Origin of the sequence: Corynebacterium sp. KPL1986 (assembly GCF_000477975.1) — a bacterium.
GTDB lineage: Bacteria > Actinomycetota > Actinomycetes > Mycobacteriales > Mycobacteriaceae > Corynebacterium > Corynebacterium accolens.
Genome location: NZ_KI515719.1, coordinates 1,536,035 through 1,553,128 on the forward strand (window position 1 = coordinate 1,536,035; position 17,094 = coordinate 1,553,128).

At 56.3% G+C, this 17,094-nt stretch carries 9 protein-coding genes; 4 read left to right on the forward strand and 5 right to left on the reverse strand.

The window, feature by feature from the left end:
• The first annotated feature begins 35 nt into the window (after positions 1-35).
• A complete protein-coding gene (locus HMPREF1287_RS12585) occupies positions 36-191 on the forward strand; it encodes a hypothetical protein (protein ID WP_023018046.1) in 156 nt (51 codons plus the stop codon).
• Entirely contained in the window at positions 176-850 is a 675-nt protein-coding gene (locus HMPREF1287_RS07140; RefSeq protein ID WP_023018047.1) for a response regulator transcription factor, read from the forward strand. Before HMPREF1287_RS12585 ends, HMPREF1287_RS07140 begins: the two co-directional genes overlap by 16 nt.
• 135 nt (positions 851-985) lie before the next feature.
• Here the strand turns inward: HMPREF1287_RS07140 and HMPREF1287_RS07145 are convergent, their stop codons facing one another.
• The gene (locus tag HMPREF1287_RS07145; RefSeq protein ID WP_232218834.1) at positions 986-2,791 is read right to left on the reverse strand and encodes an LPXTG cell wall anchor domain-containing protein; all 1,806 of its coding nucleotides are present in this window, start codon (positions 2,789-2,791) and stop codon (positions 986-988) included.
• A gap of 998 nt (positions 2,792-3,789) precedes the next feature.
• On the opposite strand from HMPREF1287_RS07145, the gene HMPREF1287_RS07150 reads away from it, so the two are divergent.
• Together HMPREF1287_RS07150 and HMPREF1287_RS07155 are read left to right on the forward strand one after the other, a co-directional pair.
• The gene (locus tag HMPREF1287_RS07150; RefSeq protein ID WP_023018049.1) at positions 3,790-7,230 is read left to right on the forward strand and encodes a bifunctional proline dehydrogenase/L-glutamate gamma-semialdehyde dehydrogenase; all 3,441 of its coding nucleotides are present in this window, start codon (positions 3,790-3,792) and stop codon (positions 7,228-7,230) included.
• 140 nt (positions 7,231-7,370) lie between these two features.
• Positions 7,371-8,834 (forward strand): AI-2E family transporter, encoded by a 1,464-nt coding sequence (locus tag HMPREF1287_RS07155; RefSeq protein ID WP_023018050.1) that lies wholly within the window; start codon positions 7,371-7,373, stop codon positions 8,832-8,834.
• A gap of 131 nt (positions 8,835-8,965) precedes the next feature.
• Here the strand turns inward: HMPREF1287_RS07155 and HMPREF1287_RS07160 are convergent, their stop codons facing one another.
• The 4 genes from HMPREF1287_RS07160 to HMPREF1287_RS07175 all read right to left on the reverse strand — a co-directional run bounded on the left by HMPREF1287_RS07160 (position 8,966) and on the right by HMPREF1287_RS07175 (position 16,212).
• Entirely contained in the window at positions 8,966-12,145 is a 3,180-nt protein-coding gene (locus HMPREF1287_RS07160; RefSeq protein ID WP_156905668.1) for a hypothetical protein, read from the reverse strand.
• 78 nt (positions 12,146-12,223) lie between these two features.
• The gene (locus tag HMPREF1287_RS07165) at positions 12,224-13,576 is read right to left on the reverse strand and encodes a SpaH/EbpB family LPXTG-anchored major pilin (RefSeq protein ID WP_023018052.1); all 1,353 of its coding nucleotides are present in this window, start codon (positions 13,574-13,576) and stop codon (positions 12,224-12,226) included.
• Positions 13,566-14,555, reverse strand: a complete 990-nt coding sequence (locus tag HMPREF1287_RS07170; protein ID WP_023018053.1) for a class C sortase — start codon at positions 14,553-14,555, stop codon at positions 13,566-13,568. Before HMPREF1287_RS07170 ends, HMPREF1287_RS07165 begins: the two co-directional genes overlap by 11 nt.
• Positions 14,556-14,640: 85 nt before the next feature.
• A complete protein-coding gene (locus tag HMPREF1287_RS07175; protein WP_023018054.1) occupies positions 14,641-16,212 on the reverse strand; it encodes a SpaH/EbpB family LPXTG-anchored major pilin in 1,572 nt (523 codons plus the stop codon).
• Between the last annotated feature and the right edge of the window lie 882 nt (positions 16,213-17,094).

Sequence of the window (17,094 nt, forward strand, 5' to 3'; positions counted from 1 at the left end):
ATTTTGACGTAGATTTTATGACAAGGAGATTGGTTATGCAGACCGCGCTCGCTAGTATCCTCACGCCCTTAATGATGTCCACCTCCCTGTTCGGTGCGGACCTAACGCCCGGCGATCTCCCCCAGAACACCAAGTACGAGTCCTCCGTAGAGCTCGTCTTCGGCTGCCCGGCCCCATGGTGCTTCGAGTAAAGACAGCGCTGCTGCTTGTCGATGACGACCCCCTCGTCCTCCAGGCCCTAGGCCACTACTTTGCTACCGCCGAGGACATGGAGGTCCGCGCCACCGCGGAAAACGGCAAGGACGCCCTGGAGCAGCTAAAGGCCAACGATATCGATGCGGTTATCGCCGATATTCACATGCCAGAAATGGATGGCACGGAATTATTGCGCGAGATCAACAAGCTGGAGGATCCCCCAGTCTTCATCGCGATGACGGCGATGGATGACGATGACACCCTCAAAGAGGTCATGTCCCACAAGGCCGCAGCCTATATCCTCAAAAGCTCCAAGCCCGCCTATATCCAAGATACGGTGCGGGAGGCGGTGCGCGGTGGCACGGTCGTCGCCCCGCAATCTTTGACGCGCCTCTTCCAGCAGATGCCGGAGCTGCAGACCGACGATGGCGACGCTACACCGGCCCACGCACCGGAAACGCCCAATATCTCCCCGGCACAGGAGCGCATCCTCGACCTGGTCTGCGAAGGCAAATCCAATGAGGAAATTGCCACCAGCACCCACTATGCCGCTGGCACCGTCAAGAAGTACGTCTCCAGCCTGCTCAGCGAATTCCACGCTAAATCCCGCCTCGAACTCGCCGTCAAGGCACTGAAAGCCGGCTACGGAAAATAGGGGCTTCCCTTTAGAGGGCACCTGCACAGCACAATGCGCCCTCGCAACGTTTCGTACGCGTTGTGAGGGCGCTGCTTTTACCGCTTTCTAGTCAGCTTCTTAAAAGCCTGCAGTGCTGGGTAGCTGCCACTAGCTTTAAGCGTTGCGGTTCCTACGCACCAGGAAGAGACCGCCTGCAATAGCCATGATTCCGGCAATCACCAGGCCGATGACAGATGCACCGGTATTGGCAAGGCCAGTGGTTCGCTGCGAGTGGTCACCCTTGGCAGGGGCTGGCGCCGTCGTGCTGGTGGCGGCATGAGACTGCGACCCGTTCTGCGGCTGGGTGGTCTCCTGCTGCTTGCCAGGCTCCTGCGGCTCGGTCCCCTTAGGCTCGCTCGACTTCGGCTTTTCCGGCGTCGTGCTGGGATCCTCGTCCTTGTTCTTGCCCAGCGGCAACAATGGCACGGGGAGCAATGGCTGCGGCAGCGTCGGCGTCGTGGTGGACGAAGGCGTAGGCTCAGGGCTTCCCGATGGCTCGCAATCTGGGTCCTCGGACTCAGGCTCCGTAGAAGGAACTGTGGTCTTGCCGCTCTCGCTAGGCGTAGGCTCCGATGGCTCGGACGGCTCCGACGGATCCGATGGCTTAGGGGACTCAGACTCCGATGGCTTGCAGGTCGGCGTAGTCGTCTTCGTCGTCGTCTCCGTAGTCGAAGAAGCAGGAGTCTCCGAGGTAGTCGTTACCTCCGTAGACGTAGTAGACGAAGGAGAAGATGGCTCAGGATCCTCTTCGGGCTCAGGCTCAGGGTCTTCGGTCTCTGGTTCCGTGGTCGTTACCGTGGTCTCGCCATCTTCATTGGGCGTAGTCTCCGAAGGCTCTGACGGTTCCGATGGCTCCGTTGGTTCCGTTGGCTCCGACGGTTCAGGAGAATCCGAGGTAGTCGTCGCCTCCGTAGACGGAGTAGAAGAGGTAGAAGACGGCTCCGACTCCTTTTCCGTATCCGGCTTCGGTTCGGTCTCGCTTGGAGTAGGCGCCTCTGGGTTTTCATCGACGGTCAGCGCGGCCTCAGCAGTATCTAGCTTAGCCAAAGGGGCATTACGGCTTTCAACCTTGACACCGAAGTTGTCCTGGCTGGGATTGAATGAGCACTCAGTAGACTCCACCCGTTGCTTTACACGGATGGTAGAGCCTTCGGGGATCCACACGTCACCAGCCAAATTCTCTTCATTGATCTTCCACTGGTAGCGGCTCAACCAACGATAACCATTGAAATCTGTAGCGTCAGAACCCGTATAAATCGTCGGCTTAGCAATTGGGTTCACGGTGCGCTGTGGATAGGCGTCACTTGGGAAGACCGTATTGGTCAGATCCTTTCCATCTGGACCCGTCACCTTAAATTCTGGTTTACCATTCAATTTGAAGTGGTCAACATCGGTTCCCAGCCACAGATCGGCCATCCAGGTTCCGTAATGACCTGGGTTTTCAAAGGTAAGCGTACCCTCAGCATCTCGGAAGCAGGCTTGTCCGATATCGCGCATTTCCCAGTCACCATATGTCCAGTCCAGTGTCGGACGGATAGTCATTTCGGTCTGGACTGTGACTCCGAGCTCTTCCCCGTCTTTGACGCTCTTATTGACTGTGGCAGGGAAATCCAGGCTAAAGGAAGGCTTCGGTCCAAGCGAGAGATCACGGGCCGAAAACTCCAGAAGCACTGCATTCTGATCTGGGTACGGGACTGTTCTGAACGGCGTTCGTTGCTTTCCATCGCCCCACTTAAAATTCAACTTATCCACCGACGGTACCGTCAATTTCGGATCTACCTGTAGGACGAAGATGACTGCGGTGACATCAGACTTGCCATATGTCCACGAGCCCGACTCTGGATATGGCGCCTCACCTTCAACTTCAACGTGGGCATTGACAGTATCCCCAGGTTTTACCTTGGTTTTATCCGTGTCCAAAGTAATGTTCGCCGTTTTGACTCCATGCCACCGCTTATCACCGTGGGATGTCGTTAATGACTTGTCAGGAATGAAGGCATTAGCGGATGTAGGGGTTACGACCGCAGCTCCCCCTACCGTCAGGAGCGAAGCAGTAAGCAACGCCATTACTTTCGTGGAAGCTTTTCTGGAAGTCCTCATGGAAACCTCTGGCAAGTAGATGGATAGGGGCTAGAGAATGCTTAAGATTCAGCGGTGAACATTAACATGAGCTGTGAAAAGCATGTACCTCATGTACAAGATTGAACACATATCAACTTCGCATGAGCGGCGATCTGGGTGAAATGCAGTCTCGGCCCATTTACCCCACATCCCCGCACGGCCCTGACCTCGCCAGACCGTCTTTAACACGGTTAATCTCGGGGAAACCACGCCTTCAATGCCAGACTGCAGCTACCCCCTAAACCTCTGTACGCAGCACGTTAGTCTTTCCGTTTTTACCCCCGAGTGTGATTTTGCAAACGAGACTAGCGTCACGTTCCTTCCACCCCTATAATCAGGTTAACAGCAAAGGGGTAAAAATCCTTGCGTACCAGCGGATTTATGCCGTTCCCGGTACTTATACCCCGTTCTGGAACATAAAGGGCCTTGCACTTTTATTACAGAGAGTGCTCACCCTTTTTTAATATCGTCACTTCGTAGAAAGCAGGTGAGTGTTGAACACCAACTTGGCACGCGTCCGCCGCCATAGCGACAGGCCCCCGGTCACAAATACCGATAGCACTATGGCTTGTTGATTCGCTTGGTGTAAACCACCGAGCAGCGGCGCGCGCATTCCGCGTGTTCCACTCATTACCACGTGTGCGGCGTTAAAACGCCGCGCATGCTTTCTCATTTCCATAGACTTACCAGCCACTTTCTGCCACCGGCGCTAAAAGTCACAGCATAAAGGCCACACCGCGGTGTGGGTTGGCCACCAACCTGGAAGTACACGTTTCGAAAAAGAGGTTGAATTTCACATGACTTCTCCCGCATACACCCGCACGCCACTATCTGATGATGTTGAGGCCGTACTGCCCTCCGCCATTAAGCGCGCGCAGGGTTGGCTCGATTCCACCGCAGATGAAAAGGACAAGGCCACCGAGCAGCTCGCGGAGCTGTTGCGCGATGACAATGGTGTGCGGTTCACCATGGACTTCGTGGACCGCGTCATGCGCCCGGAAGATGACAAGGTCGCGGCCAAGGCGCTGAAGGACATTTCCTCCCAGTACGATCCTTCCTTCCTGGGCAGCATCAATGGTGCGCTCGTCGGCGCCGGCGGCTTCTTCGGCCCCATCCTGCCCAACCTGGTCATGCCGGTAGCGCGCATATACATGCGCAAGATGGTTGGCCACTTGGTACTGGACGCGGAATCGGATGCACTCAATGACACCCTAGAAAAAGCCGCCGCCTCCGGCGAGCAGTTGAACCTCAACCTCCTGGGCGAGGCCGTGCTCGGTGAAGAAGAAGCAAAGTCCCGCGCACGCCGCACGCTGGAGCTCATCAAGAACCCGCGCGTGACCTACGTATCCGTCAAGGCGTCCTCGATGGTGGCACAGCTGAATAACTGGGACATCGGCAGTTCCGTAGAACGCCTGAAGGACCGCCTGCGCCCGCTCTACCAGGAGGCCGCACGCCGCAACCCGCAGGTCTTTATCAACATGGACATGGAGGAATACCACGACCTCCACCTGACGCTGCGCCTGTTCAAGAGCCTGATGAGCGAGCCGGAGTTCAAGAACCTGGAATCCGGCATCGTGCTGCAGGCCTACCTGCCCGATACCTTCGATGCCCTCCAGGACATCGCGGAATTTGCCAAGCAGCGCGTGGCAGAAGGCGGCGCCAAGGTCAAGGTGCGCATTGTAAAGGGCGCCAACCTGTCCATGGAGACCGCCGAAAGCGAAGTCCACGACTGGCCGCTGGCTACCTACACCAACAAGCTGGACGTTGACGCTAACTACTACCGCCTGCTGGATTACATCCTGCAGGAGGAATTCGCGGACTGCATCCGCATCGGTGTGGCCAGCCACAACCTGTACACCGCCGCCATGGCCTACGAGCTGGGCGTAAAGCGCGGCGTGCTGCACATGCTGGATTCTGAGATGCTGCAGGGCATGTCCCCGGCGCAGCAGGCAGCCGTGCGCAAGGTCTACGAGGGCCGCCAGATCCTCTACACCCCGGTGGTCCACGCGGATGACTTCGACGTCGCCGTGTCCTACCTCGTGCGCCGCTTGGAGGAGAACTCCGCGCCGCAGAACTTCCTCTACGCCCTCTTCGCCCCGGGCGAGGAACCACTGGCAAGCCAGGAAGAAACGTTCCGCAAGGCCGTGGCCAAGCGTTGGGATACCTTCGCTGGATCGCGCCGCACCCAGAACCGCCTCGAGGATTCCGGGCGCCAGGCACCGGATTCCGGCCGCTTCAGGAACGAGCCAGATACGGACCCGGCAATTACCCCGAACCGCACCTGGGCCAAGCGCGCGCTTGCAAATGACCCTGGTGAGCACGGCGTCCAGGAGGTCACCGACCCCTCCTCCGTGGAAAGCTACGTCGCTCGCGCCAAGGAACTGGGCACCGAATGGGGCAAGCGCCCCGCCGCAGAGCGCGCCGCTGCCCTGGACGCCGTCGCGGACCAGCTGGCCGCCAAGCGCGGGGACTTCATCTCCGTGGCAGCTTACGAGGCCAATAAGACGGTCACCCAGACTGACCCGGAGGTCTCAGAGGCCATTGACTTCTGCACCTACTACGGGCAGTCGGCTCGCTTCTTGGAAGAGGCACACTCCGAGTTCCACCCGCACACCGTCACCGTGGTGACCCCGCCGTGGAACTTCCCCATCGCCATTCCTACCGGCGGCATTGCGGCCTCCTTGGCTGCGGGCTCGGCGGTCATCGTCAAGCCTGCTCCCCAGGTGGTCCACTGCGGCAAGATGGTGGTTGAAGCCTTCCGCACCGCCCTGGAGGCAGAAGGCTTGGATCCGGATCTGGTCCAGCTGGTGCTGACTGATGAAGGCGACGCAGGCAAAGCCCTGCTTTCCCACGATGACGTGGACAACATCATCTTGACCGGTGCATCCGATACCGGTGCGCTCTTCCGCTCCTGGAAGCCCAAGATGAACCTGATGGCGGAGACCTCCGGTAAGAACGCGCTGGTTATCACCCCAGCCGCCGACCCGGACCTGGCCATCCAGGACCTGTACAACTCCGCCTTTGGCCACTCCGGCCAGAAGTGTTCGGCCGCTTCGCTGGTGATTTTCGTTGGCGCTGCGGGCAAGTCCAAGCGCTTGCGCGAGCAGCTGCTGGATTCCGTCAAGACCCTGAAGCCTGGACCGGGCTATGACATCACCACCACGATGAACGGACTGGCTGAAAAGCCGAGCGAGAAGCTGCTGCGCGGCCTGACCCAGCTGGAGCCGGGCGAGAAGTGGCTGCTCAAGCCGGAGAAGCTCAACGAAGAAGGCACCCTGTGGTCCCCAGGCATTCGCGATAATGTCCAGCCGGGCTCCTGGTACCACAAGAATGAGTGCTTCGGTCCCATCCTCGGCATCATGTACGCCGATACCTTGGAAGAGGCCATCGCTTGGCAAAACAGCACCGGCTATGGCCTGACCGGCGGCATCCACTCCCTGGATGACAAGGAAATCGAGTACTGGATCGACAACGTTGAAGTGGGCAACGCCTACGTCAACCGCGGCATTACCGGCGCGATTGTCCAGCGGCAGTCCTTCGGCGGCTGGAAGAAGTCCGTCATGGGCCCAGGTGCGAAGGCCGGCGGCCCGAACTACGTGGCCCAGATGGGTACCTGGACCGATGGCGAGCTCAAGCCGCGCGACGTAGACATCGCCCCGGCCAGCGTGAAGATCCTGGAGCGCCTGCGCGATGAGCTTTCTGATGAGCTCAGCAAGGACGATCTGGAATGGCTCTGGCGCTCCGCCGAGCTGGACCGGATTGCGTGGCTCGAGGAATTCGGCCGCACCCACGACCGCACCGCGCTGGTTTCTGAGGCCAACCGCTTCCGCTACCGCCCGCTGCTCACCAAGCTGCGCATCCGCGTGGGCGAGGACTACAAGCTGCGCGATGTCGCCCGCCAGGTGCTGGCCTCCGGCATTACCGGCACCGAGACGGAAATCTCCGCCGCCCCAGAGGTTGCCGCCCAGCTGCAGGAGCTCGGCTTCGACGTGAAGTCCATTTCTGATGGTTCCTTCGCCGCCGCCGTGGCCAATGACGAGTCCTCCCGCGTGCGTGCCCTGGGCACCGTGCCGGATTCCGTCTACGAGGCAGCGGTGCGCTCCAACTCCGTGGTGCTGGATCAGCCCGTGCTTGCCGATGGCCGCCGTGAGCTCATGCCTTACCTCCTCGAGCAGGCAGTCTCCGTGACCATGCACCGCTTCGGCATCATCCGCAACGTGGGCAACCTGCGCGACTAATAAGTCAGTTGCCGCCCTCGCGGTATAGCGGCTAAGCGCCCCACCTTCTCCTCTTTCCGCTGGGAGTTGGGTGGGGCGCTAGCTTTTTCTCCGCTTTTCCGGCGCTATCTCTAGGTGGTTTGGTGTGGCATAGTAGATGAATGACTACGCCAGAAAACCATTCCCCCAACGGCGCCGGGCAGCACTCGGGCCAGAATTCGGCGCAGCGCCCGCAGTACCCGTCGGCGCTTGAGCAAAACGCCGCCAACCGCAAGGCTGATGCGAAGAACCCCTACGCCGCGCCGCTGGTCTCCCCCGATGAGTCCCAGCTGGGCGCTGAGGTAGCCACCGCCGATCCCGCCGATCGCGATAATAAATCCGCCGTGCTGGCGAAAGACTTCCGCAGCATGGCCAAGATTTCGGTGTGCTTTATCCTCATCGCGGCAGGACTTGGCCTGGCGGGCTTCCTGCTGCGCTTTATTTGGGTGGGCCTACTGCCGGTTATCCTGGCCATCCTGGTATCCACGGTGCTGTATCCGGTCACCGCCTGGCTGCGGTCCGTAGGCTTTCCCCGCACCCTGGCAGCGGTCACGACGCTTTTGGGCTTGGTGGTTATTTTCGGCGGCATCTTTGCCGCCATGGCGCCCATGGTCACCGCGCAGTCCAAGGTTCTTATTAATGAGGCCGAAGCCGGCATTATGCAGCTGACCAAGATGGTCAACGATTCCCCGCTGGACATTGAAGTGGACCAGCTGCAATCGGTCTTCCAAGACATCGTGACCTTTGCCAAGGGCCAGGCCTCCACGATTGCCACCGGCGTGCTTTCTGGTGTCTCTATGGCCAGCTCCATTGCGGTAGCCACCGTCATCATGCTCTTTATCACCTTCTTCATCATTAAAGACGGCGATAGGTTCTTGCCCTGGCTGCGCAAATACACCGGCAATTCCGCCGCCTGGCACATCACGGAACTTACCTCTCGCGTGTGGAAGACGCTGTCTGGCTTCATTCAGGCCCAGGCCATTGTCGCGCTTGTCGATGCCGTCTTTATCGGCCTCGGCCTCTGGGCCCTCCAGGTCCCACTGGCGCTGGTCATCGCGGTCATTACCTTCTTCGCGGGCTTTATCCCCATCATCGGTGCGGTCACCGCCGGCGCCCTGGCCGTCATCATCGCCCTGGTATCCAATGGCCTCACCAATGCGCTGCTCGCGCTGGCGCTTATCATCATTGTCCAGCAGGTAGAAAGCAACGTCCTCCAGCCCATCCTGCAGTCCAGGGCCATGGGCCTGCACGCGGCCATCGTCTTGCTTTCCATCACCGTGGGCTCCACCCTGGCCGGCATCGTCGGTGCTTTCCTCGCCGTGCCAGTCGCCGCCACCATCGCCGTTGTCCTGCGCTACCACGCGGAAATGGCCGCCCTGCGCGCAGGCGAGGTCTCCCCCGATGACATAGAAGTCGTCACCGGATCCAAGTCCGTATCCAAAGACGACGAAGCTGAGGAAACGGACAACACAAACCCCGAGGCCGAGCGCGCCGATGCAGGCGACGACAGCAGCAACAGCCCCCGCGAGGAGTCTCCTCGCGAGAAGGTAAAGCAGCTTTTCGCGGCCATGAGTCCGCTTACTTAAAGAGGCTTCCCTTTCCTCTGCTGGGTAAAGCGGGTACTGCCTGCCAAGCAACTTAAAGAATCGAAGCTATCTTGGTGCTATCGATGGCGTAGCCGGCAGGCTCTACCCCAGCATGAGAGCTCAACTTTCGGTTAAGCCTGCCTACGGTTTGCAATAACCGCTAGGAGCAGGAGTACCAGGCCACCGCCCAGTTTCCAGCCCACGCCGCGCCCACCGGCCTCGGGCATATCTCCCTGACGCATATCGGACACGGCGAAGTACACGGAGTTTTGGCCGAGGCTGAAGTTCCCTAGATTAGCGACAAGAACCTGCGGGTGACTGTCGTGATTATCTATCTTCAGTTCATAGCCACCACCAGGCTTTTCCATAATCCTGAATCCCACGCGCTGGGCAAGAAGCTCAAACCCTTCGGGGGCCTTAGTCTCCACAAGATAATACTGTTTACCGACGTCTAAAGCACCGTCTTCGGTACCTTTAATGACAAATTCCCCGGTTCCCGCGTTAGCTTTAGTCTCCCTATTTAAAGGAATGTGGTTACCAAAATCATCGACAATGTCAAAAGCGAAATCATGGCCAAGCGGCAAGAAGTTCCTCTTCTCATCCATCTTCATGAGACCGACTGTGGACGAGATTACATTATCGTACGGCGCGCAATCGGCATCCTTAAACTCCGAGGGCAGATCCGCCACGGTCAGCGTGGCCGAGTTATATAGCCCTTGGCCCGGGCCGCACTTTCCTGTGCCCGTCTTGGATTCCACTGAGGTACTAAATATCACGCGGACAGAGATTTTATGGGTTTGTCCGTCCCAAATCTCTAGAAAGTTTTGGTCGCCCAAGTGTGAGGCATAGTTAACCGTGCGTGAGTCTCGGTTGACAATCTCGTAGGTGGCCTTTCCGCCAGTATCTGGCAGTTTATTGACCCGGAATTCATCCTTCGACTTGCCTTCCACTGCCTGGATTTGCAGATCCTCTACCGTCATACTCGGCCCGAAATCCGGCTTTTCCATCAGTTTATAAAAGTACTCGTGCCTAGGACTAGCCGGAGTCGTCACGGCAATGTCATAGTCGATGAACTTCTTGCCATTGTCCAGGGTCCCCCACGCCTGATCCGCGGACTGTGGCTTGACCTTCTTTGTGATAGATGGTTGGTAGTAGGTTGCGCAGGCGTCGGCCTCGGGACGAGAATTTTCTCCTGCAATCTCTAGCTCGACCTTGTTGTAGAGACCATCACCAGATCTACAGGGTTGTCCCGTGCCCAATGCTTGGGTGCTATCTGTTTCGAAATACATGCGAACGGTGACCGAATGGGTTTGGCCTTTCCAGATTTCCAAGTAATCGTTCTCACCTAGTTCTGGACGCGCAGAGGTGCTGCGTACGTCCCTGTTCACGATGTCAAACTTAGGCGTAGACGGGCTCGACCCTTTCTTTAGCAAGCGGAAATCTTCCAAGCGCTTATTCTGAGCCTCAACCAATTTCGTATCGGTAATTTTGATCCTTGGATCAAAATTCGGCTTCTCGTGCAGTTTATAAAAAGTCTTTTCAGGCCCGTTGGCGGGAACGACCACATCGATCTGATAGTCAATGTACTTCGAGGTACGCCGCTCACCGTTTGAGTCAGTGATTTCTTCCTCACCCCATGATGTCTGGGGGCTTGCGGGGACGACTTTTTTGCGAATATCGGGAATGGGTTTGGGAGCGGGTTTGGGGGCACTGCCAAACTCAGGCAAGAACTGGGAGTAGAGGTATCCATTGGCGCTGTTAACTGACATTATCGCTCTAGAGTTTTCCGTAGTCCCAGCACCGATAAAGACACGTTTCCACTCAGGGGTCGAGATGCCCACGCGATAGTCGCGCTTCTTAAAATTCCCCTTCAGTTCATGCCTCTTAACGTTAAATTTCCCGTCAGCAATCAACTTTTTCAGATCAAAAAAGATGATATCGAAGGCCTTGACACCAGCACGCTTATTAATCCGGATCAATAGCTCCCGATCGGGCGCTATGTAATTAAATCCGTCTACGCCTTCAAGCGATTGCTTTTTAACCGACCAGCCGGAGTCATCAATATTGAGCTGGTCTTCAATAAAAAGCTTGAAGCCCGGCTTGCCCGTCCGCCTGTAATTCGCTTCCCAATCAATCGAAGTTTTGTAGTTAGGAAGTGCATACATGCCGCCGTACCACACACCATCGGAAGCCCCTCCACCGAGCAGGAACTCGTCTCCGCGATAGACCGCTTCACCTTCTGACCACGCGTATTGAACGTGATCGCGCGAAAAGAAACGCCCCTGCTCATTCTCGCGGTACGTTGGGGTATCTTGGCCACCACCGGAGCCTCCGCCCGGAATGTTGGGTCCCCGCAAAGGCCGATTAGGCTTAGTTTGGTACTCACGCGCAGACCAGTTCCGGTGACGAATTGGATAGGTATACGTTTTATCGTTGTAAGTAAAATTTCCCGGATTCTGATCAAACTGTTGCCCAAAATCGGGGTCAGCGAGTGGGCCTCGATAAACTTCATTATTCATACCCATTTCACCGCCCGGATAGGGGCCGACGATGTCAATTGTGCCTGTCTGAGCGGGCAGATCCGGAGCTTTAGGTGATGCTGCTGCTCGCGACATCGCCGAGCGCGGTTGCGCCTCACTTAGAGTTTGTCCCAGGACGAAGGCATTCTCGCTGCCTTCTGCCGCCAGTTCCCAAACCTTTTTCTCAGAGTCAACGTTAAGTTCATCTCGGTCGATGGAATAGACAAAGGACACAACATCCCCTTTGTCAGCAGAAAGACCATGCAGATCAAATGAGACAACGTCAAAGCCACGTTCAGTGGTAGCCGGTGCAAAAGCAGTCTCCACTGCACGAGGCTTATCCTCACCGCTTAATTCTGCGCGGCGCGGATCTATCTCATCCATGTCCGGATTTTCGCGTTCCAAGGTCACCACGGGCACACCATATTCCGGATCGCCGCTGAGTTTCTCGGTAGACAAGGAAAGCTTGAATGTAGATTCGCTGAGCTGCTCAATGTCCAGGGAGTCTTCCTGTACCGGGCTTCCTGCGCCGAAGTCAGGAAGATCAAAATCTGCCGTCGAATTGGCCTCCTCAGATCCTGCTTCCTCAGCAGGATTCGCGAGCGGGGTGTCGGAGGCACCAAAGTCCTCTACACCGTTGTCATCGGGAAGCTTCGGCTCATCGATCGCAGAGGTTGCAGCATCAGCTTCGGCTGCATCATTCGCAGCCGTGTGACCCGCTGTGTCATCTTGGCCTACCGCGAGCGGTGCAAAAGTCAGCGTTACCGCACCGGCCATTGCTGCTGCTGCCACTTTAAGGGAGCGTCCGAATCGCACTGGACCCACGCCTTTCTGCTTGGAGTTTCGGGAGGAAAAGAACACACTAACCATTTACTTGTCGCCTTCTCTTAATCCGCGGCGATACAACCAACCACCTGCCACGAGCAGACCGAATCCGATGATGGCGAGATAGACGACATTCGCGCCGGTAACGGCAAGGCTGGAAGGCTTCTCCGCAGGTGGAGCAGGCGGAGCGGGTTCAAAGGTTTCTGGGTGCCCAGGAATTCCCGGTCCCGGTACTGGGACGGGAACCGTGGGCTCCTCAGGCGTCGAATCTGGTCCGCCAGGCTTTCCCGGTTCGTTCGGTACGGTGGTATCCGGAACCGATGGCACATCTGATGGTGGGACATAAGTTTCTCCCCCACAATTGCCGATATTGATGCGCACCTCGTTAGTGGGGATGCCCGGAGTGGTCTCTTTATCGAAGTCTGGGTATCCCGTAGGGAGAACAAAGGCCTTATTCTTCACAATGCCGCTCTCCGGGGTGTCCCCAGCCTTAACGTGGAAACGCCAAGTCAGAGTGGCACTAGGGTTACCCCTGCGCAGCTTGGCCATTTTGTTCAGCCCTGATTCGTGTAAGTTCAGCGTTGCGACGTTGTCTTCCACGCGGACGTCGAAGTCCGCTGCGTCCAACTGGTTCGGCTCGGATTGAATATCGGCCCTAGTAAGGAATACTTCTTCAGAGTCCGTAACGTACTCAAGTTCTGGGGCCAGAGGATCAGCGATCTGGAAACTTCCAATGTGATCCTTCTCGTCCGGTGCAGGCAGGGTGCTGGTAATGCCCATCTGCACGGATTCTCCAGTCTCAATGCACCGCTTGGCAGCGGCCTTGCGAGCAGCGATGCGCTGATCTTTAGCATGCACGGTTACGTCGTAATCCCAGCTCTTGCTATCTGTAGCTGTGGAGGGAACAGTGACAAAGAAAGGATTAATGACGTTAAACCCCAATGACTGCGCTGGGCCAGATTTTTCAGTCACCAGGTAAAGGCCTAGGTCGAGGTTCGAAAAGTGCGCTTTGCCTTCGGCATTGGTAGTAGCAGTCTGAGGCTTATCTAGATCACCGTTACGCGGACCGTCTGCTATGAAATCCGTAAGGTCAAGATTGGAGGCAGCCTCCCAGCCCTCGTTGGTGGTCAGATCAATACCGTCTACCTTCTGGGCTTGGAATTCCAAGCCCTCGATAGGTGGTACTGGCTGGGGAACTCCATTGCGAGTGGGGTCACCAAAGTGAGCGAAGGGATCGCCTGCAGACTTGACCACGGTAATGCTCCCCCGTGCCGAGGAATCAATAAGCGCAGGCGTGGGCTCAGCCGATGCCCCGGGAACCGCAGCAAGATATGCGAACGCTAGTGCCACGACGGCAGCAAAGCGCCACATGTGGATCCAATTTTTACTAGCGTTCATTGTCCTTACCTGGGCGTTGATTATCAGTTGTGGAATCTGACAGTGCAGATCCTGCACTCATCTCAGTAAACGATGCTGGGGTGACATCGGCTGCCTCGCGCTGATGCTTACGGCGCGACCGCCACCAAGCTGTCAAAAGAATGAGCAGTACGAGAGCCACGAGGATTAGGGCAGCAGTCATCCACCACTGCCAAGGCGTGTAGGTATGGGAAAAGACATCTTCGTCTTCATCCATGGGGACACGCTCAGCAGTAACGAGGAGCCTGTGAGAGTTAATGCCATAAGGAGTGCAGGTAATCAAGGTAATTTGATCCTTGCCGGCCTCAGGCTTGAGCTTTGAGGTTTCATCCGGCAGCACCACCTCGAGGGCCTTAACCTCGTATTTCATCTTTTGCCCAGCGACGTCCATATAGACTGCATCGCCTTCTTTGATGTCTTTGAGGTTGTCCCACAGTGTTGCGCCTGGCAAACCGGTATGCCCAGTCAGGATGGAGTGGCTACCTTCCCCACCGACGGGCAGAGAGGATCCATACAAATGCCCGATACCTTTATTGAGCACATCCTCGGTTGTGCCGTGATAAATGGGCAAGTCCGACTGGATGGCCGGGATAGTGACGCGCCCCATGGCCTCGGCGATATTTAATTGTGAAAGATAATTATGATAATCCGGATTATCTTCAGTAATCCGGGCTAGCCAGGGATCGAGAATGGGCATCCCCTGGTTTTCCCGATTCCAGTCATGGGCCCGCGCGATTGCTTCGTCCCGTTCTTCCTGAGTGGTTTCCTCAGTAATTTGTTGAGAATATACCTGCGCGCGGCCAGCCTGCTTGTGGTTTTGCCACAGCGTTCCGACGACGGGATAGAGCAGGAGGCACACCCCAGCTACAGCTAGAAGAAGGGGCACCACTTTACTCAACTTGCGCCGTTGACGATGCGCACCACGTTTCCTCGGCGCGGGCGGAGCCTCAATGGTGGTCATAGACCTTCCCCTTCTTCCTGTGCGTAGCGCGGAGTGGTTTACGCACTACGCAATGCTGTAATACTGCTGGGCAGCAAAGCTGCTCTTAGGACTCGCGACGACGCAAGACGTAGGTTGCACCGCCAGCCAGAACGAGCAACAACACACCGCCAGCCAGCAAGAAGAGCACACCCTTGCCACCGGTCAGTGGCAGGTTGAAGCCACCATTGGACGGGTTATTCTTGACGTCGAGCGCAGTCAACTCCACTGTTTTGTTCTCGTTATTAGCTTGGATCTGGAACTTAACCGGCTCTGCCAACAGTTCGTGGCCCGGAGCGGTCTGGGTCTCCACCAGGCAGTATGCGAGGTACTCGCGAGGATCGTTATCAGTCTTCTCATCAAGCGGCAACGACTGGTTATTCACCCAGTTGTTGGCCTGCAAACCGCGGATTACAGCTGTGCCGTCTTCGCCGGTGGTCGCTGCATTCTCGATCAAGGCCTTGGCGGCCATATCCTTGGGACCATTACAGCGGTAAAGGTCAAAGGTAACGCCATTCAGCGTTTGGTCGTTAGCACCGGTCTTGGTGATTTTTACGTCACCGTAGTAGGAGCGCGGCCACGGATTTTCAGGATCATCATCCGGTTCATCTGGATCTTCCGGATCATCGCCCGGGGTACCGGTGTTGTCCTGAGTCACGCCGATCTTGTTTTCAATCGGAGTGATCACGTCGCCTTCAATCTTTTTTACATCGAAGCTCAAATCAACGACAACCTTGCGGTCTTTGTCAGCGGTAAACTCGTTTACCTTGGCAATACCGGAGGCAGTCAGCACGACGTCGAGGTGGCCGTTCTCCTGATTCACGGTCACCGTGTAGTCATCATTGCTCGTAAGGGTGACCTCTTTGACGCCATCAGCGGCCTTTGGGTTACCCGTAATCTTGACGCTAGCGACATTGCCGTTTTCCAATCGGGTGGAGGGGAAGAAGTCGCGTACTTGGAATTTGGTCAGCGGATCGAACGCCTGCACGGGCGAGGTAGCGACATAAGAAATCTTGTCACCTGCCTTGGAATTGGCGTCGGCGACGGTCTTAGTTGGATTGCTCGGATCCTCTACCTTGTTGTTCTTCGGGTAGACGTGGACATCATAATTCCACTTATTGCGTTCTTTCGGGTTGGTCATCGGCAGGGTGACCAGGAACGCCTTGGATTCGCCAACGTTGTGCCCCTGCGGAGCCTGAGTTTCCTTGACGTAGTACAGGCCTAGCGGGAGGTTGGAAACCTCAACAGATCCATCCTGCCCGGTGGTAACTTCCTTCTTTTCGCCGAGCATCGCGTCCGTGACTTGATCTGCGGTCAATCCAGAATCGGAGAGCTTTTTCCAGCCTTCATTCGTGGTGAGGTCATAATCGATTACACGGGCGTATTCGAACTTCGCGCCCTGCAGGCCCTTTTGCCCTCGAAGAGTCTCATCGACCAGCCCATTTCCACGCTCGCCGGGATTATCGGCGGCCGCATGCTTATGGATGGTCAGCTTAGCTGTCTTATTCGCTTCGATGTTGGCCGGGTTTGCGGCCGCAACCTCTGCTTCCTGAGCAAAGGCAACGGCACCTACTCCTGGAGCGGTAATAACGAGACCGGTGGCTACAGCTGCAACCAACGCACTTTTGAACTTGTTCACTTTTCCTCTTTCTGTTCGCCTCAGCAACACGAACCCACGCAAGCCGAGTGAGAAAAAGGCTTACTTAGAGTGAGAGAGACGTTTACATTAATGGATATGATTCTCAGCACCTGTACACCACACTGAGAAGCAATTTGCATTTTAAAATAATTATTTCTCAGCCTGCAACACATCTCACACCTTAAGTAACCGTCGTTAACTTTCCCAGGCTAGCCGTCACGGCAACATCAGTCAGAAAACTAGCTTTAGCAATTAAGTGAAAATATTTTCGAATTCATTCACTTCATAACAGGTCAACTGTCAACAACAGCAGTAGGAGAATCTAGGACAAAACTAACCTTCACTACATCCATTAAGGCGTTCAATAAAGCGTCAGCGACGGAAAAGGGAAATCGGCGCACCCCGCAGGAGGTCAACACCGCCGGCAAATATAGATTCATGGAACACATTTTCGATCAAAAAGCTGCAAGCCAATTCACCACTTTGATTAAGCATTAGCAGATCGCCCATAAAAATTTCCTACAAAATCACAAGTAAACTGTGTTGAACAACACTCTCTCATGACGGCAGTTCGCGAAAGTTTACAGATCCGTAACTAGCCCACGGCGTGGACGTTTCATCCCAAGCATAGAAAATTGCACTAATGCTAATTATAGTACAGCGGAAAAACTGAACTTTCCGCGCAGATAATCAGCATGGAGGAGATGCAGCAACTGCTGACAAACTCTGAACTCACGCTCAATAAGCGTATATGGGGGCACAAGGACCTTCTGACTAGCAGCCCGCTTAGTCGTCCGATCTACTGCAACATTGCCGTCGGAAAAGCTGGAGAACCCGAAATGCAGATCGAGAGAAGGCAGGGCCAATACCGGCAGTCGTGAC

What these genes read in the sequence shown, in the direction of transcription:
- HMPREF1287_RS12585 (WP_023018046.1), top strand. Translation starts at nt 36, where the DNA reads ATGCAGACCGCGCTCGCTAGTATCCTCACGCCCTTAATGATGTCCACC.
- HMPREF1287_RS07155 (WP_023018050.1), top strand. Translation starts at nt 7,371, where the DNA reads ATGACTACGCCAGAAAACCATTCCCCCAACGGCGCCGGGCAGCACTCG.
- HMPREF1287_RS07150 (WP_023018049.1), top strand. Translation starts at nt 3,790, where the DNA reads ATGACTTCTCCCGCATACACCCGCACGCCACTATCTGATGATGTTGAG.
- HMPREF1287_RS07140 (WP_023018047.1), top strand. Translation starts at nt 176, where the DNA reads ATGGTGCTTCGAGTAAAGACAGCGCTGCTGCTTGTCGATGACGACCCC.
- HMPREF1287_RS07170 (WP_023018053.1), bottom strand. Translation starts at nt 14,555, where the DNA reads ATGACCACCATTGAGGCTCCGCCCGCGCCGAGGAAACGTGGTGCGCAT.
- HMPREF1287_RS07165 (WP_023018052.1), bottom strand. Translation starts at nt 13,576, where the DNA reads ATGAACGCTAGTAAAAATTGGATCCACATGTGGCGCTTTGCTGCCGTC.